The following is a 21925-nucleotide window of genomic DNA, read 5'->3' on the forward strand; positions in this document are numbered from 1 at the left end:
CGCGTGTCGACTCGTTGCCTGGTCGCCTACACCGTTGCTCCTGGGTGGAGTGTGGTGGAGGTGAGCGCCATCACGAGTGCCTTGAGCGATTCCGGAGTGCCGGAGGCCGTAAGGGTGGCTCGGCTCGCGGTGCCGCTGAATGCCTGGGCCGAGGCCATCACTTTTCTCTCGTGAACTACTTTATCGGGGCGAGAAGGGCAAATTGAACCGCAGTATTTCGCCATGTGAGGCGAATGTCCTGTAGCCCTGTCCTTCACGACCCCTTCTCACGCCACTGGCACCCACTAGGATCTGCTTCAGGGGTCTGACCATGGGGAACGGTCGCCCCTGCGGAATACGAGGAGCGGGGAACAGGCATGCGGGAAGGCCGGTGGGTCACGGTCACCGAGTCCGAGTTCGATCACGAACGCCGCGGCCTGGAGGCGATCCGGGAGAAGCTGCCGGACTCCGACCCCTGGCGTGCCTGGTCGAACTTCACCTTCACCGCGAACACCGGTCACGTCCGTGAGGTGGACCTGCTGGTCGTCGCCCCCGGTGGCGTCTGCATGATCGAGCTGAAGGACTGGCACGGCTCGGTCACGTCCGAGAACGGCACCTGGGTGCAGACCACGCCCGGCGGCCGCCGACGTACGCACGGCAATCCGCTACACCTGGTCAACCGCAAGGCCAAGGAACTGGCCGGCCTGCTCGCGCTGCCCGGCAACAAGCGGGTCTGGGTCGCGGAGGCCGTGTGCTTCACGGACAACAGCCTGCGCGTACGCCTGCCCGCCCATGACCAGAACGGTGTCCACACCGTCCACCAGCTGGTCGAGATGCTGAAGGAGCCCCCGCGTGACGAGCGGCGCCGCATCACGGCGATCGGCTCGCGCGAGATCGAGACGGCTCTCAAGACCATCGGCATCCGCAAGAGCGACGCGCAGTACAAGGTCGGCCCGTACGAGCTGCAGCGGAAGTCCTTCGACTCCGGCCCCACCTGGGCGGACTACCTCGCCCGCCACAGCGACCTTCCCGAGGTCGCCCGCGTACGCATCTACCTGAGCGAGCGCGGCTCGGACGCCTCCCTGCGCCAGTCCGTCGAGAACGCCGCCCGTCGCGAGGCCGCGGTGCTGGGCCGTTTCAAGCACCCGGGTGCGGTCGAGCTCAAGCAGTACTTCCCGTCCGGGCACGCGGCCGGCCCCGCGCTGATCTTCGACTACCACCCGGACACCCTGAAGCTGGACGAGTACCTGGTCCAGTACGGCGAGAAGCTGGACATCCTCGGCCGCATGGCGCTGGTCCGCCAGCTCGCCGAGACCATGCGCTCCGCCCACTCCAGCCGCATCCACCACCGGGCCCTTGCCGCCCGCTCCGTACTCGTCGTCCCCCGGTCGCGCGGCAGGAAGGGCCAGGCGGTGGGGGAGGAGGCCGCATGGCTCACCCCGCACCTCCAGATCTCCGACTGGCAGATCGCCACCCAGCGCAGCGGCGACTCCTCCCAGGGCCAGGGCATGACCCGCTTCGCGCCGACCGCCCTGTCCGCGATGCACCTGGCCGACGACGCCGACGCCTACCTCGCCCCCGAACTCACCGCCCTCAACCCCGACCCGGTGCACCTCGACGTCTACGGCCTCGGCGTCCTCACCTACCTCCTGGTCACCGGCAAGGCCCCGGCCGCCAGCCAGGCCGAGCTGCTGGCCCGCCTGGAGGCGGGGGAGGGCCTGCGCCCCAGCTCCCTGGTGGACGGCCTGTCGGAGGACGTGGACGACCTGGTGCAGGCCGCCACCGCCTACCGGCCCGGCCAGCGCCTCTCCAGCGTCGACGAGTTCCTGGAACTGCTGGAGATCGTCGAGGACTCCCTCACCGCCCCCGCCCAAGCGGCCACCCCTGCAGAGGGGCCGGCCGACGAGGACGACGAAACCGCCGCAGACAAGGACCCCCTGGAGGCCGTCGCCGGAGACGTGTTCGCCGGCCGGTGGGAGATCCGCCGCCGCCTCGGTACCGGCTCCACCAGCCGCGCCTTCCTCGTCCGCGACCTCCAGGCCGAGGCCCGCAGGACCCGCCCGCTGGCCGTGCTGAAGGTCGCCCTCTCCGACAGCCGTAGCGAGATCCTCGCCCGCGAGGCCGAGGCCATGGGACGCCTGCGCCCGCACTCCGGCATCATCCGCCTCGTCGAACCCGAGCCGCTGCACATCGGCGGCCGTACGGTCCTGGCGCTGGAGTACGTCGGCGACGAGCGCGACGACGCCGGGCAGGGCACCGAGGGCGGGAGCCGCCCGCGCCGCCGCGAGGAGACCGTCGCCCGCCAGCTCCGCGACAACGGCCGCCTCCAGGTCGACCAGTTGGAGGCGTACGGCGACTACCTCTTCGGAGCCGTCGACTTCCTGGAGGGCGAGGGCGTCTGGCACCGCGACATCAAGCCCGACAACATCGCCATCCGCATCCGCCCCAACCGCACCCGCGAACTCGTCCTCATCGACTTCTCCCTCGCCGGCTACCCGGCGAAGAGCACCAACGCGGGCACCGACGGCTACCTCGACCCCTTCGTCGACGTCATCACCCGCGGCTCCTACGACTCGCACGCGGAGCGTTACGCCGTCGCCGTCACCCTGCACCAGATGGCCTCCGGCGAACTGCCCAAGTGGAGCGACGGCAGCGTCCTGCCCCGTATGACCGACGCGAAGGAGTGGCCGTACCCGACCATCGCGGCAGAGGCCTTCGACCCGGCGGTACGGGACGGTCTCGTCGCCTTCTTCCAGAAGGCACTGCACCGCGACGCCGGCCGGCGGTTCCCCGAGCTGAAGCCAATGCGGGACGCTTGGCGCAAGGTCTTCCTCGACGCCTCGCAGACGGTCCCGTCGAGCCACCGTTCCCGCCACCCGGCCCCCGCGACTGCAGGGGAGGGGACACCGACCGAGGCCGCCGCCGTGGCGATCGCGGACGCCGAGCCGGAGACCGCTGATCAGCAGCGCGACCGCCTCGCCGCCGAGGTCACGCGGGATACTCCGCTGACGGTCTCCGGCCTTACGCCCGCTGCACAGTCGTTCTTGTACGGCCTGGGCATCACCACGGTCGGTGAACTGCTCGACTACAGCCGCCGCAAACTCGTCAACGCCCCCGGACTGGGCGCCAAGACGCGCAACGAGGTCCAGCAGCGGCAGCGCGAGTGGGGCGAGCGGCTGCGCGAGATCCCCGTCTCGCCGCTCACGCCCAAGGGCCGCGCGGAGGCCAAGGAGGAGCTGGAGCAGCTCACCGCCGCCGAGTCGGCCCTGGTGGGCCACCTCGCGACGGGCGAGTCGGCGGGCACGCTGCCCGCCCGCACGCTGCGCTCGGTCAGCCTCGACACCCTCGCCACCGTCTTCGTACCCGCCGTCAACAACAACGGCTCCAACCGCAACAAAGCGGAGATGGTACGGCTGTTGCTGCGTCTGCCTGACGAGCACGGCGTCCTGCCGGACATCGGCGTCTGGCCGAAGCAGAAGGACGTCGCGGATGGCCTTGGGCTGAGCCACGGCCGTATCCCGCAGATGCTCAAGGACGAGCGCAAGCGGTGGAAGGCGGAGCCCGCCGTCCAGGCACTGCGCGAGGAGATCATCGACCTGCTGGAGGGCATGGGGCGCGTCGCCTCGGCGGTGGAGATCGCGGATGCCCTGGCGGTCCGGCGCGGCACGCATCTCGCGGGGCGCGAGCAGCGACGGGCGATGGCACTGGCGGCCGTACGGGCCGTGGTCGAGGTCGAGCAACTGGCCCCGCAGGAAGCCGAGTTCCAGCACCAGCCGAACCGCAAGGCGACGGACGAGTCCCTGGGCGCCGGCCTGCTCGCCCTCGACGTACGGGAGAACGATGGCCCGGACACGCCGACGGCCCCCGGCCTACTGGAATACGCGACCCGTCTTGGTCGTACGGCGGACCGGCTGGCCAAGCTGGACACCCTGCCGACGGCGGCGACTGTACTGGCCGAGCTGGGCGGGCTGACGGTGCCGCCTGGCACGGTGGACTGGGACGAGCGGCGGATGGTGGAGCTGGCGGCTGCGGCGTCGGTGAATGCTGCGGCTACTCCGCGCCTGGAGATTTATCCGCGTGATCTGTCGCTGGTCCGGGCGTTGCGCCTCACGCAGGCCGGACTCGTCCGCTGGATCCCGGGTATGCCGGAGGGGCAGCAGCCGGGCCTGACCGGTGAGGCCGTGCACGAGAGGGTCCGGGCTCGCTTCCCGGAGATGGTCGTTCCTGACGGGCGTGGCGGCACGCACCACGAACTGCCGACCGGCGGCCCGCTCACCAAGGCGTTGCGCGACGCCGGTTTCGACCTATCGCTCAACATGCACGAACGGGAGGGCGTGCTGCGCTACTTGCCGACGCGGGTGGACGACGCGTCGAGCTACCTGACGACGGGTGCGTGGCGGCAGTCGACACGTACGGGCGCGGTGACGCGGTACGCCGACGACCCGCAACTCGCGGGGGCGGTACGCGCGGAGGAACGGCTGGTCGCGTCGGCCCGCCGGGATGGGTACCGGGTGCTGACCGTACGGCAGCAGTTGGTGCGGGACGCGGTACGGGAGCTCGGTGCTGAGCGGCTGGGCACGGCTGCGGTGTCGGTGACGGAGCTGTTCCTGGAGGCCCTGCATGCGCAGGTCACGCCGGGCACCAAGCCGACCTGGGAGACCTTGCTCAAGGCGGACGCCGCCGAGCCGGGTTCGAAGGGTGCGGTGCGGTTCGCGGAGTACACGCGTACGGCGTGGGGGGCGGTGGAGCCCCGGATCGCGGCGCTGCTGGGTGACGGTGGTGGGGGCGGCGGGGCTGGTCCTGTCGGGCCTGTGCTGCTGACGGAGGCCGGGGTGTTCGCGCGGTACGACGCGATGGGCGTCCTGGACCGACTGGCGTCGGCGGCGCGGCGGGGCGGGCGGGGGCTTTGGCTCCTGGTCCCGCAGAGCGACCCGTCGCGCGAGCCCCGGCTGGGGCAGGTGGCCGTGCCGTACCAGGCCGGCTTGGGGGAGTGGATTCAGCTTCCGGACACGTGGGTGGGCAACGCCCATCGGGGGTCCGGCGAGGGTGCGGCAAGTGCGAGTGCCAGTGGTGTCGAGGGAGACGTCAAGTGATCGACCGCAAGGCTCTGTTGAACGACCTGAAGCAGCAGGTCAAGGCGGTCGAGACCGACCTTGGGCGCCAGGTGAAGGCGCTGGGGGATGTCGGCGCGCGGCTGAGGGCCGAGTACGACCAGGCGCGCAAGCTGGGCCGTACGGCGGCGACGTGGACCTCGTGGCTGGACGAGCGGGTCACGCAGGTCGCGGTGGCGTGGGTGTTGGGGACTGTCTTCGTACGGTTCTGCGAGGACAACCGGCTGATCCCGGAGCCGTACCTGACGGGGCCGGAAGGTGACCGGCGGGAGCTGGCGGAGTCGCGGTACGACGCGTATGTGGAGTCGGACGAGGATCCTACGTACCGGGGGTGGCTGGAGAAGGCGTTCGAGGAGCTGGGGCGGGGGCAGGCGGGGCGGCTGCTTTTCGACAAGCGGCACAATCCGCTGTACCAGGTTCCGCTGTCGCATGACGGTGCGCGGGACCTGGTCGAGTTCTGGCGCGGGAGGGATGAGGCGGGCGTCCTCGTCCATGACTTCACCGACCCGCTGAACGAGGACGGCACGGAGGGGTGGGACACGCGGTTCCTGGGGGACCTGTACCAGGACCTGAGCGAGGCCGCCCGGAAGACGTACGCGCTGCTGCAGACACCGGAGTTCGTGGAGGAGTTCATCCTCGACCGGACGATGAACCCGGCGGTGCGGGAGTTCGGGTACGAGGAACTGAAGATGATCGACCCTACGTGTGGGTCGGGGCACTTTGTTCTTGGGGCGTTTCGGCGGCTGGTGCGGCTGTGGGCTGAGGGGCAGCCTGGGCGTGATGTGCATGAGCGGGTGCGGGCTGCGCTGGACTCTGTGCACGGTGTGGATATCAACCCGTTCGCGGTGGCTATTGCTCGATTCCGGTTGTTGGTTGCGGCTATGGCGGCAAGCGGTGTGCGGACGCTGGCGAAGGCGGCGAAGCTTGACTTGCCGATTCACCTGGCGGTGGGTGACTCGCTCATCAAGGCTCGGCAACTGGAGTTGACGCTGGGAGGGGACGAGTACGGCCAGGATGACCCACTGGCCTCGTTTGCATACGCCACGGAAGATGTGCACGAGCACCCAGGAATTCTACAGCAGGGGCAGTACCACGTCGTAGTGGGCAACCCACCCTATATCACAGTGAAAGACAGTAGCCTCAAACTTCTTTATAAGGAGCTCTATAAGTCCTCTGCGAGGCAATTCCAGCTAACCGTCCCCTTTGCGGAGCGCTTCTTTGAGCTGGCCAAGGTGGGCTCGGAGGACGGTCACGGGTATGGAATTGTTGGGCAGATTTTTTCCAATGGTTTCATGAAGCGCGAGTTCGGAAAGAAGCTTATCGAGGAGTATTTTGCGTATAAGGTAGAGCTTTCTGAGGTTATTGATACTTCCGGAGCCTATATCCCAGGACACGGAACGCCTACTGTAATTCTCGTGGGTAGAAGGAAGGCTCGCGATAGGGCTGCAACCATCAGGACAGTGCTTGGAGTGCGCGGCGAGCCCGAGGTGCCTGAAGAACCTTCGAATGGGCTTGTATGGCGTGCGATTGTTAATCAGGTGGATAGGCCGGGATCGGAAACTGAATGGGTAAGTAGCGGGGATACGCCTCGAGCAAAGCTTGCAAGACATCCGTGGAGCCTGTCGGGCGGTGGAGCGTCTGATCTCCGCGACCAGCTTGAAAACACGCAGGACTCTATCCCCTTGAAAAGCGTCGTTGACGACTGGGGGAACATGCTTAATACCCGTGAAGACGATGCCTACATTACAAGAGGTGCTGCCGGTCGAGTTGGAATTTCTAAAAATCTCACCCGTCGCCTGGTTGAGGGATCGGATATTCGAGACTGGTTCTGTCAAAAATATGCGGAAATCATCTTCCCGTATGATGGGCGGGGGGAATTTCGAGACCTCAAGGAAGGTGAACTCAAGCTTCTTTGGAAGTCGAGAGTACTGCTGAACGCGAGGAAGTCCCTATCGGGGACTCAAGAAGAGCGTGGCCTCCCCTGGTACGGCTACTCTTCCTTTTCGCCTGGTCGCTACACTGCTGAAGAGTCTCTCGTCTTTACGCTTGTCGCGACCCACCCTCACTTTTTGATCCGAAACTCTACCGAAGTGTACTCGCAGGCTGCGACCGTAGTAATTCTAGATAAAAATTCCAGAGTAAATTCGAAACATTTGCTTGGCGTGCTAAATAGTTCCACTGCGTGTTTCTGGCTAAAGATGGTTAGTCACAGCAAGGGAACTGAAGGGCATCAGTCTGGAATTAAAACTGAGGCGTGGGAGCAATTCTACGAGTTCACCGGAACGAAGCTTCAGGAGTTTCCTCTTCCAGTCGTTTACCCGTCCCGTCTTGCTGTCGCTCTCGATACCCTTGCTCGGCAACTCGCAGCTACCAGTTCCGCAGCCATCGTCGCCGAGAGCATTCCTGCAGCCGGAGGGCTTCGCGAGGCCAAGCTCCACTGGGAGTCCATCCGTTCGCGCATGATTGCCCTCCAAGAAGAGCTGGACTGGCAGGTCTACTCCCTCTACAACCTCCACTCGGAAGACCTCCGCGTCTCCGAGGACCCCGACGACCCCAACGTCCCCGAACTTGCCCTCGGCGAGCGTGCCTTCGAGATCGTGCTCGCGCGCCGCGTAGCCGCAGGCGAGGCCAGCGGCGAGTGGTTCAAGCGGCACAACTCCACGCCCATCACGGAGATCCCCGCCCACTGGCCAGCCCCCTACCGCGAGATCGTGCAGAAGCGGATCGACGCAATCGAGTCGAACCGCGCCATCGGCATGGTCGAGCGCCCCGAGTACAAGCGCCGTTGGGCCACTGAGGGCTGGGACGCGTTCCAGGAGAAGTCCCTGCGTTCCTGGCTGCTCGACCGTGTGGAGAACCGTGACCTCTGGTTCGACGAGAATGGGCAGCCCACCATCCTCACCCTGGCCCGGCTCACCGACGCGCTCTCGCGTGACGAGGACTTCGTCTCCGTCGCCAAGCTCTACGCGCCCCGCAAGGAACTCGCGAAGGTCGTCGCCGAGCTGATCAGCGACGAGCACGTGCCGTTCCTCTCCGCCCTGCGCTACAAGCCCTCCGGGCTGAAGAAGCGCGCCGACTGGGAAGAGGTGTGGGACCTCCAGCGCAAGGAGGACGCCGCCCCGGACGAGCCCGCCAAGCGGAAGGTCCGGGACTCCATCCCCGTGCCGCCGAAGTACACCTCGGCAGACTTCCTCCGCGCCTCCTACTGGAAGGCGCGCGGCAAGCTCGACGTGCCCAAGGAGCGGTTCATCTCCTACGGGCAGACCAACGCCGCCACCCCCGAGCTGTACGGGTGGGCCGGCTGGGACCAGCGGGAGCAGGCGCAGGCGCTCGCCACGTACTTCACAAACACCGCGCTGTCCACCGAGGAGATCACGCCGTTCCTCGCCGGCCTGCTGGAACTCCAGCCGTGGCTGTCTCAGTGGCACAACGAGTTCGACATGCTCTACAGCGGCTCCCCGGCGGACTTCTTCGCCGGTTATCGCCAGCAGAAGCAGGGCGAGCACGGACTCACGGACGACGATCTCCGTAACTGGCAGCCCCAGGCCGCGACCCGAGGCCGTCGCGCCGCAGTGAAGAAGTAGCCGGAAACGACTCGGTGTAGTGCCGGTACGCCGATACCGAGTCAGTCGGACGAGGGGCCGCCGGGTGCGTGTGCGGGCGGCCTCCGGTCGGTACGCGCAGCTGCGCCCATACCGTCTTGCCGGGGGCGGCCGGGCGAGGGATGACGCCCCAGTCGTCCGCGAGGGCGGCAACGAGGAGCAGGCCGCGACCGGACTCGGACGCGGAGTCGGGGGTCGGGGGAGTGGACGGGGGCTGTTTCTCGGCTCGGGTGTCGGTCACCTCGATGCGGAACGTGGCTTCGGTCAGGGTGAGTTGGAGATGGAAGTCCCGGCCGGGGACGTGGCCGTGCCGTACGGCGTTGGCGGTGAGTTCCGCTGTGATGAGGGTGAGCGTCTCGTTGACCGGGGTCGTGTAGGGGTGACCCCAGTCGTTCAGGCGGTGCGAGACGAGTCGGCGGGCAAGGCGGGCGCCGCGTGGCGTCGACGTGAAGCGCATGGTGAACTCGCGTTCGGACGCGGGACGCTGTGGCATATGCCCGTTCGGGGGAGTTGCTGACTTCATGCGGTCAAGGGTCGTGGACTCTGCGTAGCGTTGGCCAGGAGCGATGCGCTGACGGGTGTGGGTTGTACACGTGGGCAGTGCGCTTGTACGTGGTGTCGGGCGTGACCGGTTTTGTCAACGGTCATTGAGATGCCCAGGTAGGTGGCCGTTGGAGGCCCAGGCTGGTGGCCATCAGAAACCCAGGCGTGTGGCCGGTGGTGTTCCCGGGGTGGGGGTCAGTTCAAGGGGACCACTCCCTTCCCGGCGAGGGCCTCGGCGAGGCGGTGCGAGTCACCGGTGGTGGTCACGAGGTGAGCGTGATGCATGAGGCGATCGGTGCTCGCGCCCGCGAGAGTCTTCGGCATGATCGTGTCGAAGCCCGAAGGGTGGATGTTGCTGGTGACCGCGATGGACCGACGCTCATAAGCGGCGTCGATGATCCGGTAGAACGCCTCGGCGGCGTCCTCGCCGACGGGCAGCAGGCCAATGTCATCAATGACAATCAGATCGGCCCGGCAGATCCGGGCGACGGTCCGTGCGGTGGACCCGTCGACCTTCGACTTGCCGATCGCGGCGCTCAGCGTCTCCAGGGTGAACCAGGACACCCGCATGTCCTTCTCGATCGCGGCCTGGGCCAGGCCCTCGGTGAAGTGGCTCTTGCCCGTCCCCGACGGGCCGGCGATCACCAAGTTCTCGGCGCGGCCGATCCATTCCAGGGTGGTCAGGGAGTTCTGGGTGGGCTCAGGGATGGTGGAGTCCTCGGCCCGCCAGGAGCCCAGGGTCTTGCCGGTGGGGAAGTTCGCCGAGTGGCGCCGCAGGCGCCGGGTGGCCGCGTCGCGGCCGGTGACCTCCTCGGCTATCAGCAGCCGCAGAACCTCGGCGGGATCCCAGCGTTGAGCGCGGGCGGTGGCCAACACGTCCGGGGCCGCCTTGCGCATATAGGGCAGACGCATGCGGCGCATGAGCTTGTCGAGTTCCTCGGGGATCGCGGGCGGGTTGGGAAAGCTCATGGGGGTGCCGTTCTCTTGGGTGACGTGCAGTCAGATTGCTGTGGTGGCCGGTGTGTTGGCTCAGGAGCCCAGGGCCTGCCAGCCGATGGTTCCGTTCTGGACGGAGTGGGCCTCGTCCGCGCGGACGACCTCGCCGGCGGGCTTGCTGTCGGCGATGTGTCCCAGGATCGAGAGCAGGTCGTCGTCGGCGAAGCGCCCGGCCGTGGCCGCAAGTCCCAGGGCCTGGTCGACGTGGTCGTTGCCCAGGACGGTGGCCAGCTCGACCGCGCGGGCCATCTTGGCGCGGATGCGGGTGGCGCCGGCGGGTCCGGCTTCCTTGAGCCAGCGCCCGGCGCCGGGGCCGATGCCCACGAACGCGATCTCCGCTTCCGAGCGGGGCTGCAGCCTGGGCTGGTGGATGCTGCGGCCGTCGGGATGGTCGGGGTAGTGCTCGTCGATGATCTGAGGAACACCCGGGGTGGAGAGCTGGTGGCGCCAAATCTCCGACAGGTCACCGGAGTTGGTGCGGGCGGTGATGGACAGTTCCTCGCCGACAACCCGGCACCACACCCTGGCGCCGGTATAACCCGGCGGGGTCGAGTAGCGCACCGAGTTGAAGCTGATCGTGCGGTCCGAGCCGACCAGCCTCTCCTCGCCCAGTGCGAGCGCGAGCGGCTCGAGGGGCAGAACGTGCAGCGTGGTGCGTTCGATGTCCAGACGGTTGGCGGGTATCTGCCCGGTCGCCCGGTGACGGCGCGAGTTCACCGCATCGCACCAGGTCAGGCAGGCATCCGCGAGCTCGGCGAAGGTGTCGTAGTCGGACAACAGATTCGCGTTGGTAGGTACCAGATCGGCTTTCGCGATACGAACCGTCGCTTCCGCGCCACCCTTCGATTCCGGGTCGTAGGGCACGCAACTGACCACCTGGCAGCCGTAATGCCGACCCGCGGCGACCATCTGCGGATGCCGCACCGGGATCCCGGCGATGTGCTCGACGGTCACCGTCTTCGCGTTGTCGGTCAGCACATACGTCGGCGCCCCGCCGATCCGCCTGAGCGTGGTGTCCAGGCAGGCCACCAAAGTGCCCAACGTGCAGTCCCAGACCGGGATCACCACCCGGAACCGCGACCAGGACAGCCACGCGCAGAACAGCCAGGTCCGACGCCCCGCGATGCGCGGACCCTCGCCCCAGTCGAACTGCAGCCACCGGCCCGGCTCGGGAATCCACGGCCGGTACGTCCGGCGCTTGCCCGCCTTCCACGCCGCTTTTGCCGCGTTCACCGCCCGTCTCGTCGAGCGTTCGCTGCCCCGGTAGCCCATCTTCACGAGCTTCTCGTGGACCACATCGGCGCGGATCGTCGCCTTCGACTGCTCGACCCACTCCTCGACCTTCTCCAGGAACGCGTCGATCATCTTCGGCCGCGGCTCTCGCTCATAGGGATTGCGCCCGCCGTTGCGGGCCTCGACATACCGCTTGACCGTCTTCGGGTCGTGCCCCGTCAAGGTCGCCGCCGACCAGACCGTCCCCGTCAGGTCGTACGCCTCAAGGATTTCCATAATCTCCGTGTCAGACTTCGTCACAGGACCTCTCCGGCCGGTAGCTGATGCGTGCAAACACCAGCAAACGGGCGGAGGGGTCTCCTCCAGTTATGGAAGTGATCAGGAACACCACTGGTCAGACGGCCATCCACCTGGAAATCCGGTGGCCATCAGCCTGGACTCGGCTGGCCGCACATCTGGACTTTGCCACGGCCGCCGTCAGGTTTCCGGGCTGTGCGTTGGGTGGACGGCGTCCGGTGACTGTGTCGGTCGTACGGGAGGAGTTGCGGCGTGGACGACGAGGTTCAGCAGCCGGAGTACGAGGTCGGGACGGGCATTCTGTGCGTGTTCGGGCGACAGTTGAAGCTGTTCCGGGAGCGCGCAGGGATGGACCGGGCGCAGCTCGGGTCGCTGACCGGCTACTCGGCTTCGACGATCGCGTCGTTCGAGCAGGGGAGACGTGTTCCTCCGCCAAAGTTCATCGACCGCGCCGATGAAGTGCTGGACGCGGGTGGGGTGTTGAGCGCGAGCAAGGAGGAGGTGGCTCGGGCTCAGTATCCGGCGTTCTTTCGGGATGCGGCACGGTTGGAGGCCGAGGCGGTGGTACTACACGTATACGCCACCCAAGCGGTGCCAGGACTCTTGCAGACCGAGGAGTATGCGCGGGCGGTGTTCGCCATGTGGCGCCCGCAGTTGGAAGAAGAGGTCATCGAGCAGCGGTTGGCCGCCCGCCTGGCACGACAGGGGATCTTCGGCCGGCGGCCCGCTCCGCATCTGAGCTTCGTGATCGAGGAGGCCGTACTTCTGCGTCCGCTCGGGGGTGCGGCGGTATGGCGGGGGCAGTTGGAGCAGCTTCTGCTCATCGAGGAGAAGCGGAACGTGGAGATCCAGGTCATGCCGCTCTCCCGTCAGGAACATGCGGGATTGGCTGGTCCGTTCACCTTGATGGAGATGAAGGATGGGCGCAGGATCGCCTACGCGGAGGCACAAGGCGACAGCCGTGTGCACACTGAGCGCCAGAGGGTCCGGGAGCTTGAACGTACGTACGGAACTCTGCGCGCGCAGGCACACACTCCGGCAGAATCACGTGCGTTGATCGAGAAGCTGTTGGGAGAGAGATGAGCGGGGAAAAGGCCAGGCTCGGCCTGGATGAAACGGTCTGGTTCAAGAGCAGTTACAGCGCTGGTAATGGCGGCGAATGCGTCGAGGTCGCTGTCCGCCCCGCCAGGGTCCATGTCCGAGACTCAAAGGACACAACCCGTACCGCACTGTCCGTACAACCCACGGCCTGGACCGCGTTCGTCGACTTCGCGGCACTGTGACAAGGGCAGGGCCCTCGGCAGGCGTGTCCTTGCCGAGGGCCCTGCGTGTGTCCCATTCTCGGCACTCCGAACTTGGACCGGGGCATGTGATCGCCCCAGCCAGCTCTGACGCAGTGACGCCGGACGTCCAGGCCGCTGTCGCAGGCGCACCGCCGAGGTGCAGGCGCGATCAGGCGAAGAGAAGCGTGGGTTCCGCGAGGATGTCCCGCCCCACTTCGCTCTTGTAGATCAGATCGATGCTGCCGAAGCGGGCCTGGTCGTAGTCCAGGCCGAGCCCCGCCACCGCCTCCTGCACGGCCGCCTCGGAAGAGCCTTCGATCTTCCAGGAAGGTGGGCAGGTCCGGCCAGGTGTCGAAGTCGGCGGTCACACCGTCCAGTTGCCATTCTTCGCGGTAGTTTTGCTGGTAGCGGACCTGCCGCAGGCCGAGCGCCGCGAGGAGCTCTGCCGTCTTGGCCAGGTCGTCGACCTCGATCTCGATCTCGGTGGTCCCGTGGATGTGCGACGCGTCGGTCACCTGCTTCAGGGTGAGCGTCGTCTTGCCGCCCTCGTCGCGCAACCGCAGCCACTGCTCGCCCTGCACGGCGTCGTTCTCGAAGATCAGGCGGGTGAACATGGTCTTGGCGAAGACCTGTTCCGCGCCGGCGGTGCGCAGAGCGTCCAGGGTGGCCTCCACGTCGATCTCCAGGAACTTCGCTTCGTATTCGTTCTGAGCCACGGTTCTCCTTCTCAAGCGACGGTCTGAGCTGTCAGGTCGTGGAATTCCTGTTCCCGCTCTGTCATGGGCGGCGGTCCCCTGAAGAGTGGTCTGTCGTCCCGACCGGTCAGTGCAACGCCCGCCGTGCCGCACTGATGAGGCTCTGCGCGTCAGCTCCGTACACAGCGGACTCGCGGAGCGTTCTCCAGGTCCGCGCGTAGGTGTCGACGCTCGCTTCGTCGTCGATCCACAACTCCGCGTGCCAGTTCTCGACGATCACTTGGCGGTCGTCGTAGATCCAGAAGGCGGTGGCCGGAGGGATTTTGAGGGTGGCGGAGAGCGGGATGATCCCCAGCTCGACCGTGGAGAGGCCGATGACTCCGGTGAGGCGGTCGAGTTGGGCGGCGAGCACCGGCGTAGGGCAGATCCTGGCGTGCAGGGCGGCTTCCCACATGAGAATGTGGTACCGCTTCGTCGTGTCGTACAGGGACTCTTGCCGTCTCATACGCGAGGCCACTGCCTCTTCGATGTCGCGAGGCGACTGATGCAGCTCCGTGAAGCGTGTGAAGATCGACCGGGCGTGGTCCGGTGTCTGAAGAACTCCGACGATCATGGAGCCCTGCCAGACGCGAAAAGTGCGTGTCCTTGCGTGTTCGGCGTTGCGTGCGTCCTGTACGGGCTTGTGTCCCGCGGCGAGTTGCCGACGCCATGACCGAATGTGTGCCTCGAAGCCTCGAAGCCTCGAAGCCTCGGAGCCTGGCAAGCAACTCGTCGCGCGTCTCTGGCCGACTGGTGTTTTCCGCCCACTTTCGAAGGTCATCCGGTGTGGGCGTCGTCCGGCCGTTTTCCAACTTGCTGACCTTCGACTTGTGCCATCCGCACCTGTCGGCGAGTTCGGTACCGGTGAGACGACCGCCAGCGGCCGACAGCCGAAGCTCCCGGAGTCGTATGCCGAGGGCTTCGCGCGCCTTCTGGTAGTCCGTGCTCACCGGTACACACCCGTTTCTGTTACTCCTTCACGGCCAGGCCGGCCGCGAACTCCTCGTAAGGGACGGCGTGATGCGTGGCCGCGTCGCGCGCCATGGAGTACCGCACCACCTCGGCGGGCTCCGTGATCAGTTCGACGCCCACCAGGTTGTCGGCGTCGAACTTGAGCAACGCGACCATGCGTGAATCGAAGAGCCAGAAGTCCTCGGAGGGCAGGTTGAGCCGGTCGGCTTCCGCGCGCCAGAGGCTCGTGATCCTCTCGCCCACGGTGCTGTTACGACGTGCGTTGTCGAGCAGGTACAACTGACCTGCCGTCGGCGGGTTGTCGACGATACGGACACGCTCGATGCGCTTGCCGAGCGCAGTCTGTTCGCGACGGTTGGCACACCACTCCGAATGCGTTTCGTCCCAGTCGACCGACCCACGAGCACCCGTACGCGGGACCCGAAGGAACTCCTCAACGCCGTCCAGCCCCGCGTCAAGCACCTGACGATCAACGTGCTGGACAGCGGCATGACCCTCTGGGACCGCGAGGTGGCCCTGCTGCTGCGCGACCACACGATGGTCCGCGACATGGCCGAACGCGTCCTCGGCAACGCCGTCATGTACACCATCGGCTGCATGGAACACCCCGAGGTCCACCTGGGCGTCGGGAAGCTCGTCGACATCGGCGTTCACCAGCTCATCCTCGACACCCCGGTGTGGTGGGCCCTGTGCGACGTGTACAACGAGGGCCTCTACAAGCACCATGCCCCGTTCATCGAGCGCCGTCGCGACGGTCTGTGCCTGCGTACGGCGGACTTCCTGACGTCCATCGGCTTCGACGTCGACGAGGAGTTGTGGGTGATCGACGGCACGGACTGCTCGCCGTGCGACAACAAGGTCCCCGACAGCCACTGAACGCCCTACCCTGGCCCCTGCCCTCCGTCCCCCGGAGGAGAGGGGCCAGCCCTGCGAAGAGGAACCGACTTGCCCGCACAACACGACATCGCCGCCGAGACGGAGCTGTGGGACACCTTTGCCGCCTCCGCCTTCAAGGGCGACGCGGAGCCGAGCTTCTGCTGGACGCAGTACGCCGGTCACGGACCCGGTCCGGAACTGCTCGGCAACCCGCGTTCGGTCCTGGAGATCGGCTGTGGCACCGGCCGCGCCCTCGCCTGCTTCGCTCAGCGCGGCATCGCCGCCCGGGGCGTCGACCTCTCTCCCGTCATGGTCAAGAAGACCACGGAGAAGTGGGCCACTACCGGCGCGGAGTTCGTGTGCTCCGAGGTGCTGGAGTACCTGAGCGAGCACGCGGAGGTGTACGACGCCGTCTACTCGATCTTCGGTGCCGCTTGGTTCACCGACCCGGGTCGTCTCTTCCCCCTGGTCCGCCAGAGGCTCAGGCGCGGCGGTGTCTTCGCGTTCTCGCAGCCGCCGGCCATCCCCGGCGCGTACGGCCCGCAGGGCATGTACAAGGGAGGCTTCGCCGGAAAGGCGATGTTCAGCTACCGCTACAGCTACCGTCCGGCCGTCTGGGAGCGCCTGCTCACCAGGGCCGGGTTCGCCACGGCCGACGCGCAGGTCCTCGACGCGCCTCACCCCGGGCACATCGGGACGCTCCTCGTTCGCGCGGTCGCTCCGTGACGGACCCCGGTCAGGAGCGTCTCCGTGCTTCGATCTGCGACAGCTGGTCACCTTCAGCAGCCCTGAGTGCCTTCCTCATCGGGTGACGCGCCGACGCTGGCTCCCACGACGATCAACGTCCGCCCAGAGGCGGTCGGTTCGCGAGGGCGTTTGCCCTCCCGGGTGACGGTCGTCAGTGTGATGGACCCAGCCCGCACATTACGGTCACTCAATAACGAGGCCCCAACAGAGCCAACATAGTAGGGCCCTTGGGACGCGGAGTTACTGTAAGTTCCTGCCATGAAGCAGGGTAAAGAGGTCGAGAACCCCGAGTCGCGTTTCTTCGCGTTGCTGCTCGCGGCAGCGAAACTCCCGGGTGTGCGTATCAACAGGGAGGCGTACCTGCGAAGTGCGCTGGCTCGTCGCTGTTCCGAGGACGACATCAGACGGGCGATAGAAGAGACCCCCGCTGCGGCGGGCATCCCTGTCGAGGTTCTCGACAAGCTGGCCAACGAGTCCATCCGCTATGAGACGGCCAAGGTCAGTGCCCTCTCCGCGGCTGCCGGGATACCCGGTGTTCTCGCCCTGCCCGCCACCGTGCCCGCCGACATGGCCCAGTACTTCGGCCACATGCTGCGTATCGCGCAGAAGCTCGCCTACCTCTACAGCTGGCCTGATCTGTTCTCCGAGGACGGCGACGAGGTCGACGACGCGACCATGGGGGTGCTCACGCTGTTCTTCGGCGTGATGTTCGGTACCCAGTCGGCGAACGCCGCTGTGGGCAAGGTCGCCGAGATGATGGCGAAGCAGGTCGCCAAGAAGCTGCCCCAGAAGGCGCTCACCAAAGGCGTGATCTACCCCATCGTGAAGAAGGTCGCGGCCTACATCGGTGTGCAGATGACGAAGCAGACCTTCGCGAAGAGCGTCTCGAAGGCCATCCCTCTCATCGGGGCCGCTGTCTCCGGCGGGCTCACCTTCGCGACCTACCTCCCCATGGCCAAGCGGCTGAAGAAGCACCTCTCCGACTCGGAACTGGCGAAGCCGACGCACCGGGTGATGGAGGGGGAAGTCGTGGACGGCGAAGTCGTTGAAGACCAGGTGCCCTTCCCCACCCCACGTGCTGAACAGCACGGCATAGAGGCCACTGACGTCGAGCTGGAGGAACCTCAGCCTTGATGCCGCAGGCGCACACCTGAGTGCCGAAGGGTGGCCGATCCGGCGGGCGTTCTCGTCATCGCCGGGGCGGTGATCTCTTGATGGGAGGGCTCGCTCGTCATCCCGTCGTGCTGATCACCGCGAACCGCGAAGACCGGTCGGAGCACCGGACACCCTGGGCGGGGCCAGCGTGAGGATCTCCCGGTCGAAGAATGCGTGGAATCCCTCACCACGCTCATAAAGCGCATCGAATCCGGCGTTCGTCTCCCGGATCAGTGAGCGGTCAGTATAACGGTTGGCTCCGGCCGCATTTCCGTCCTCGTCGTACACGACCTCATACATGGCCGCATCGCCGAGAATCACTACTTCTGGAACCGGGCGAGTGCGCTCGATGTTCGAAATATCGCGAGCGTCTAGAACCTTGATGTCGTCGCCCAGGTCCACACGTACGCGCAGGACGAACAACTCCCACTGCACATACGGCGTGATCGGGAATTCCACGACGCGAAGGCGGCGGTGCGTGATGCCCAGCTGCGACGCCCGCCGGAGTTCCTGGGCGTAGTCCTCGCGCCTCTCCTCGGCCAGGGACAGAGCCCTCGCCCAGTCGCCGTCGGCGAAGGCCTCCCAGCTCGGGAAGCCGCGCTCCTTGAAGTGCTGGCCGCGCTCGAGCTTGTTGAGGAAGTCGATCCTGCTGGTGTAGACCCGGCCCAAGTCCGCGTGGTACGTGGGGCGGTCCAGGCGTTGAGAGGTGCCGCCGGGGAAGGAGTCAAACACTGGGGATGTCCGGTTTCGCTGCGATGAGCATGTTCCTGGGGATGACCACGAGGCGTTCGTCCGACCCGATCGAGACCCCGTCAGGCAGGTTCCTGCCGAGTGACTGGGTGAGGTCCCGGCCGATGACGGCGATGTCGCCATTGGTGAGTTCCCAGATGTCCGGGCAGTCAGGAGTTCCGGTTGTGTTTCCTAACTCCTGGGGCGTCTTTCCCAGTCGCTGTTTGAAACTTGTGTCCGGATCTGCTTCCCATGGCCTGGCTATTTCCATCGCCCCCTCGATCGGTCGAGATGCTTCACTGTAGCGTGCTACGGGCCTGTCTGACCATGTGTTAGACCCGGCCTGCAGGGGTAATGGCGAGGATTGATTCCTCCTTGTCTCATGTCGCTCAAGGGTGGAATGATATTGATCGGGAAGAAAATCATGTCAACGCCTGGCGGGCGATGCTTTTCTGCTGCGCTATCGGAAAATCACGTGAACGGAGGGGCGGCTGTGGACCCAGAAGTGGCCTTGCTCGCACAGAGCGCGGGGACCACCTTGGTCGCGTTGATGGCGACCGATGCCTGGCACCGTGTGCGTGACGGGATCACACAGCTCTGGCGCCGGACGCAACCCGAGCGCACGGAGACCGTCGCCGCCGAGTTGGAGGCCGGTCGTGAGGACGTGCTGGCCGCCGTGGCGACGGACGACCAGGAGACCCTGGACGAACTACGCCTTCAGTGGCAGGGGTTGGTGCGGCGGTTGCTCGTGGCCCGGCCCGCCGCCGTCGAGGAACTGCGCGCACTGCTGGACCAACTCGATCCCGGTGGCTCGGCCGCCCGGCAGACCACCCAGCACGCCACGGCGTCCGGTCAGGGCCGGGTGTACCAAGCGGGACGCGACCAGCACATCGTCGAGCGATGACGGGTGGGACGGACGGCCACGCCGAGGACCAGGGACGTGTCTACCAGTCGCGGGGCGACCAGCACATCAACGAACACCACCACCACTACGGCGGTGACGGGCCGGAGCACGGCGGACCGGACTCGGTGCGACGCCCGGCGGTCGGCCGGCCCCCCGTCGCGCTCCGCGACCGCAGTGAGGTGATGGAACACCTGCGGGCGAGCGTCGAGGCGGAGCGCGGCGGCCAGGTCTACGTGCTGTACGGCATGGGCGGCTCGGGCAAGACGGCGGTCGCCTGCGCCCTGTTCCAGGAGGTCACCGGCGAACAGGGCCGGGCCGGCCTGTGGGTCAACGCCTCCGACCGTGCGAGCCTGCGCGCCGGCATGCTCGCCGTGGCCGCCGACCGAGGGGCGAGCGACGGCGAACTGCTTGCCGCACGCAACGGCCTCAGACCTGCCGCCGATCTCGTCTGGACGTATCTCGACCGTTCCGCCGAACCCTGGTTACTGGTCCTGGACAACACCGACGAGCCGGAGATCCTGCGGGACGGCAACTGGCTGCGCACCAGCCCGCGCGGCACCGTCCTGGTGACCACACGGCGAGCGGCGGCCCGGTGGTGGCCCGGTGCCGAGTTGCAGTACATCGGCGTACTGCCCCGAGAGGACGCCGCGCTCGTGCTGCGCGATCTCGCACCGCACAGCGGTACGACGGAGCAGGCGGCGCGGGTCGCGGACCGGCTCGGGCGGCTGCCCCTCGCCCTCACCCTGGCGGGCGGCTTCCTCTCCCACCAGGTCATCGACCCCTGGACGATGGACGCCTACGGGGACCAGCTCGACGGAGACGAACGGGTCCGGCTGATCGACCGGGGAGCCGACGCGCTGTCCGAAGCGGACCCCCGGCATCTGGTCGGCCTGACCTGGCAGTTGACCCTTGACGCGTTCGACGTGCGCGGGCTGCCCGAAGCAGCGGCCCTGCTCAGACTGCTGGCCCGGTTCGCCGCCGAGCCACTGCCGCTGACTCTGCTCAACCACGCCGACATCGGCGCCGTACTGCCTCGTGCCCGAACCGAGACAGCCCTCAGGGCCCTCCTCGACCAGTCGCTGTCCGAACTGGTCGACGCCGCCGGCGTGCGCTGCGTACAGAGTCACGGCATCCTGCTCGACAGCGTCTCGGCGGCGACCCCCGCGGACCTGGTGCCCGCCCTCGACACGACAGCCGTCCGGCTGCTCGACGCGGCCGTGCCCGGCGTACCCGACGCGGGGCCGTACGATCCGCGACTGCGCCTGCTGGTACCTCACGCGCTGGCCCTGCTGAGCCACGTCGGCGGGCCGTCCGCCGCCGACGCCCTGGCCGTCGCGACGAGGCTGTCGGTCGCCCTGCACCGGACCGGTGACTACCTCTCCGCCTGGGAGACCGCCCGCAGCGCGGCGGACCTCGCCCAGCGACTCCTCGGCGCGGACCACCGTACGGTCCTCGCCGCCCGCTCCAGGGCAGGGCGGGCACTGTTCCGGCTGGGCAGGTACGCCGAAGCCGAAGCGGCGCTCCGCGCGGTCCGGGACGCCCAGGAGCGCCTGTTCGGCGCCGACGACCCCGACACCACGGACAGCGGCTATGGCCTCCAGCTCGTGCTGGCGAACCTCGGCAGACGCGAGGAATCCGTCGCGCTGCTCCGCGACACCGTCGCCGGGCGGCGCTCGGCGCTGGGCCCCACGCATCCGCTGACCCTGCGGGCCCGCGCCAGCCTGCTGGAGATGCTGCCCGCCGCCGAAGTGGTCACCGAGGAAGGCGGCACACTGCTCACGCTGCCGTCGGAATGCGATCGGTCCCTCGGCCCCGATCACACCGTGACACTGGGCGCCCGGCACAACCAGGCGTGGGCGCTGTACCTCCTGGGTCGCTTCGACGAGGCCGACCGTGAGATCCGGCAGGTCGCCGAGACGTATGTGCGGCGCTTCGGGCCCGAGTACCCGGTCGTGCTCGCCGCCCGGCAACTCCTCTCCCGGACCCGGGCCGCGCTCGGCCATGTGGAGGAGGCGATCGAGCTGATGACCGACGTCGTCGCACGACGGGAACGCGGCCTGGGCCCCGATCACCCCTTCACGGTCGCGGGACGGCGGCTCCTGGACACGTACCGATCGGGCCGATGACGTGACGGAGCGTGCCGCAACGGGGAGCGGTGGCCTCAGTAGTGGTAGCGGGCCTTGAGGATCTTGACTTCCTTCTCGTCCACCCGGTAGACGAGCCGGTGCTCGTCGTCGATCCGGCGTGACCAGTAGCCGGACAGGTCGCCCTTCAGAGGCTCCGGCTTGCCGATGCCTGTGAAGGGGGTGCGCTGGATCTCGGCGATCAACCGGGTGATCCTGCGGGCCATGGCGCGGTCCGAGCTGAGCCAGAACAGGAAGTCCTCCCATCCGGCCGGGTCGAAGTGGACGCTTCTCACCCGTCACCAGCCAGCTCTTCCAGCTCAGCCATGGTCCTGGTGATCACGGTCTCGCCGGACCGGTCCCGTGCGATGGCTTCCATGAGGCTCCGCGCGTTGGCGGGAGAGCGCAACAGGTAGACCGTCTCCTGCCAGGAGTCGTAGTCCTGGGCGGACATCAGCACCGCGTCGCCGTTCTTGGAGCTGATGCGCACGGGGGTGTGGTCGTCGTTGACGCGCTTGATGAGCGGGAAGAGGTCCTTGCGGGCCTCGCTGGCGCTTATGGTCATCTGCGGTGCCCTCTCCTGATGGTACTGGAAAATGGTACTGCCATGGTACGACGTTCTGGTACGGGTTGCGGAGCGA

The 21925-nt window shown here is 67.1% G+C and carries 16 protein-coding genes and 3 pseudogenes; 9 read left to right on the top strand and 10 right to left on the bottom strand.

Annotated features, from left to right (window positions below; genetic code table 11):
- The first annotated feature begins 356 nt into the window (after window positions 1-356).
- Together pglW and pglX are read left to right on the top strand one after the other, a co-directional pair.
- Window positions 357-5072: a BREX system serine/threonine kinase PglW gene (gene pglW / locus BMZ82_RS12200; RefSeq protein ID WP_093774760.1), complete on the top strand. Its 4716-nt coding sequence runs from the start codon at window positions 357-359 to the stop codon at window positions 5070-5072.
- Window positions 5069-8674: a BREX-2 system adenine-specific DNA-methyltransferase PglX gene (gene pglX / locus BMZ82_RS12205; RefSeq protein WP_093774762.1), complete on the top strand. Its 3606-nt coding sequence runs from the start codon at window positions 5069-5071 to the stop codon at window positions 8672-8674. Before pglW ends, pglX begins: the two co-directional genes overlap by 4 nt.
- Here pglX and BMZ82_RS12210 read toward each other — a convergent pair.
- The 3 genes from BMZ82_RS12210 to istA form a co-directional block, all read right to left on the bottom strand.
- Complete coding sequence (locus tag BMZ82_RS12210; protein ID WP_371271202.1) at window positions 8601-9185, bottom strand: ATP-binding protein; 585 nt, start codon at window positions 9183-9185, stop codon at window positions 8601-8603. The genes pglX and BMZ82_RS12210 overlap by 74 nt on opposite strands.
- A 245-nt stretch (window positions 9186-9430) precedes the next feature.
- On the bottom strand, window positions 9431-10204 hold the full coding sequence (gene istB / locus BMZ82_RS12215) for an IS21-like element helper ATPase IstB (protein ID WP_093774766.1): 774 nt from the start codon (window positions 10202-10204) through the stop codon (window positions 9431-9433).
- A gap of 60 nt (window positions 10205-10264) precedes the next feature.
- Window positions 10265-11740 (bottom strand): IS21 family transposase, encoded by a 1476-nt coding sequence (gene istA, locus BMZ82_RS12220; RefSeq protein WP_093774768.1) that lies wholly within the window; start codon window positions 11738-11740, stop codon window positions 10265-10267.
- A 273-nt stretch (window positions 11741-12013) separates the two neighbouring features.
- Here istA and BMZ82_RS12225 point away from each other — a divergent pair, with 273 nt between their 5' ends.
- Together BMZ82_RS12225 and BMZ82_RS12230 are read left to right on the top strand one after the other, a co-directional pair.
- Window positions 12014-12844, top strand: a complete 831-nt coding sequence (locus tag BMZ82_RS12225) for a helix-turn-helix domain-containing protein (protein ID WP_093774770.1) — start codon at window positions 12014-12016, stop codon at window positions 12842-12844.
- Entirely contained in the window at window positions 12841-13044 is a 204-nt protein-coding gene (locus tag BMZ82_RS12230) for a DUF397 domain-containing protein (RefSeq protein ID WP_093774772.1), read from the top strand. The genes BMZ82_RS12225 and BMZ82_RS12230 overlap by 4 nt, the downstream gene beginning before the upstream one ends.
- Before the next feature lie 169 nt (window positions 13045-13213).
- Here the strand turns inward: BMZ82_RS12230 and BMZ82_RS12235 are convergent.
- From BMZ82_RS12235 to BMZ82_RS12245, 3 pseudogenes are all read right to left on the bottom strand, one after another.
- Window positions 13214-13760, bottom strand: a pseudogene (locus BMZ82_RS12235) (class IV adenylate cyclase).
- Window positions 13761-13866: 106 nt separating this feature from the next.
- Window positions 13867-14728: pseudogene (locus BMZ82_RS12240) on the bottom strand (helix-turn-helix domain-containing protein).
- Window positions 14729-14747: 19 nt separating this feature from the next.
- Window positions 14748-15122, bottom strand: a pseudogene (locus tag BMZ82_RS12245) (DUF6879 family protein); the annotation flags it as partial.
- Here BMZ82_RS12245 and BMZ82_RS12250 point away from each other — a divergent pair.
- The 3 genes from BMZ82_RS12250 (at window position 15123) to BMZ82_RS12260 (ending at window position 17507) form a co-directional block, all read left to right on the top strand.
- Entirely contained in the window at window positions 15123-15626 is a 504-nt protein-coding gene (locus tag BMZ82_RS12250) for a hypothetical protein (protein ID WP_093774774.1), read from the top strand.
- 69 nt (window positions 15627-15695) lie between these two features.
- On the top strand, window positions 15696-16352 hold the full coding sequence (locus BMZ82_RS12255; protein ID WP_093774776.1) for a class I SAM-dependent DNA methyltransferase: 657 nt from the start codon (window positions 15696-15698) through the stop codon (window positions 16350-16352).
- Window positions 16353-16631: 279 nt separating this feature from the next.
- Window positions 16632-17507, top strand: a complete 876-nt coding sequence (locus BMZ82_RS12260) for a hypothetical protein (protein ID WP_093774778.1) — start codon at window positions 16632-16634, stop codon at window positions 17505-17507.
- A gap of 114 nt (window positions 17508-17621) precedes the next feature.
- Here the strand turns inward: BMZ82_RS12260 and BMZ82_RS12265 are convergent, their stop codons facing one another.
- Together BMZ82_RS12265 and BMZ82_RS12270 are read right to left on the bottom strand one after the other, a co-directional pair.
- Window positions 17622-18260, bottom strand: a complete 639-nt coding sequence (locus BMZ82_RS12265; RefSeq protein ID WP_093774780.1) for a DUF6879 family protein — start codon at window positions 18258-18260, stop codon at window positions 17622-17624.
- Window positions 18253-18522: a hypothetical protein gene (locus tag BMZ82_RS12270; protein WP_093775035.1), complete on the bottom strand. Its 270-nt coding sequence runs from the start codon at window positions 18520-18522 to the stop codon at window positions 18253-18255. The genes BMZ82_RS12265 and BMZ82_RS12270 overlap by 8 nt, the downstream gene beginning before the upstream one ends.
- 228 nt (window positions 18523-18750) lie before the next feature.
- Between BMZ82_RS12270 and BMZ82_RS12275 the strand changes: the two genes are divergently transcribed.
- Together BMZ82_RS12275 and BMZ82_RS12280 are read left to right on the top strand one after the other, a co-directional pair.
- Window positions 18751-19161: a hypothetical protein gene (locus BMZ82_RS12275; RefSeq protein ID WP_093774782.1), complete on the top strand. Its 411-nt coding sequence runs from the start codon at window positions 18751-18753 to the stop codon at window positions 19159-19161.
- Window positions 19158-21287 (top strand): tetratricopeptide repeat protein, encoded by a 2130-nt coding sequence (locus BMZ82_RS12280; protein WP_093774784.1) that lies wholly within the window; start codon window positions 19158-19160, stop codon window positions 21285-21287. Before BMZ82_RS12275 ends, BMZ82_RS12280 begins: the two co-directional genes overlap by 4 nt.
- Before the next feature lie 35 nt (window positions 21288-21322).
- Here the strand turns inward: BMZ82_RS12280 and BMZ82_RS12285 are convergent, their stop codons facing one another.
- Both BMZ82_RS12285 and BMZ82_RS12290 read right to left on the bottom strand, forming a co-directional pair.
- Window positions 21323-21580 carry a Txe/YoeB family addiction module toxin gene (locus BMZ82_RS12285; RefSeq protein WP_093774786.1) on the bottom strand — a complete coding sequence of 86 codons (258 nt, stop codon included), beginning with the start codon at window positions 21578-21580 and terminating at the stop codon, window positions 21323-21325.
- On the bottom strand, window positions 21577-21849 hold the full coding sequence (locus BMZ82_RS12290) for a type II toxin-antitoxin system Phd/YefM family antitoxin (protein ID WP_093774788.1): 273 nt from the start codon (window positions 21847-21849) through the stop codon (window positions 21577-21579). Before BMZ82_RS12290 ends, BMZ82_RS12285 begins: the two co-directional genes overlap by 4 nt.
- Between the last annotated feature and the right edge of the window lie 76 nt (window positions 21850-21925).

It is taken from the genome of Streptomyces sp. yr375 (assembly GCF_900110755.1).
Lineage (GTDB): Bacteria > Actinomycetota > Actinomycetes > Streptomycetales > Streptomycetaceae > Streptomyces.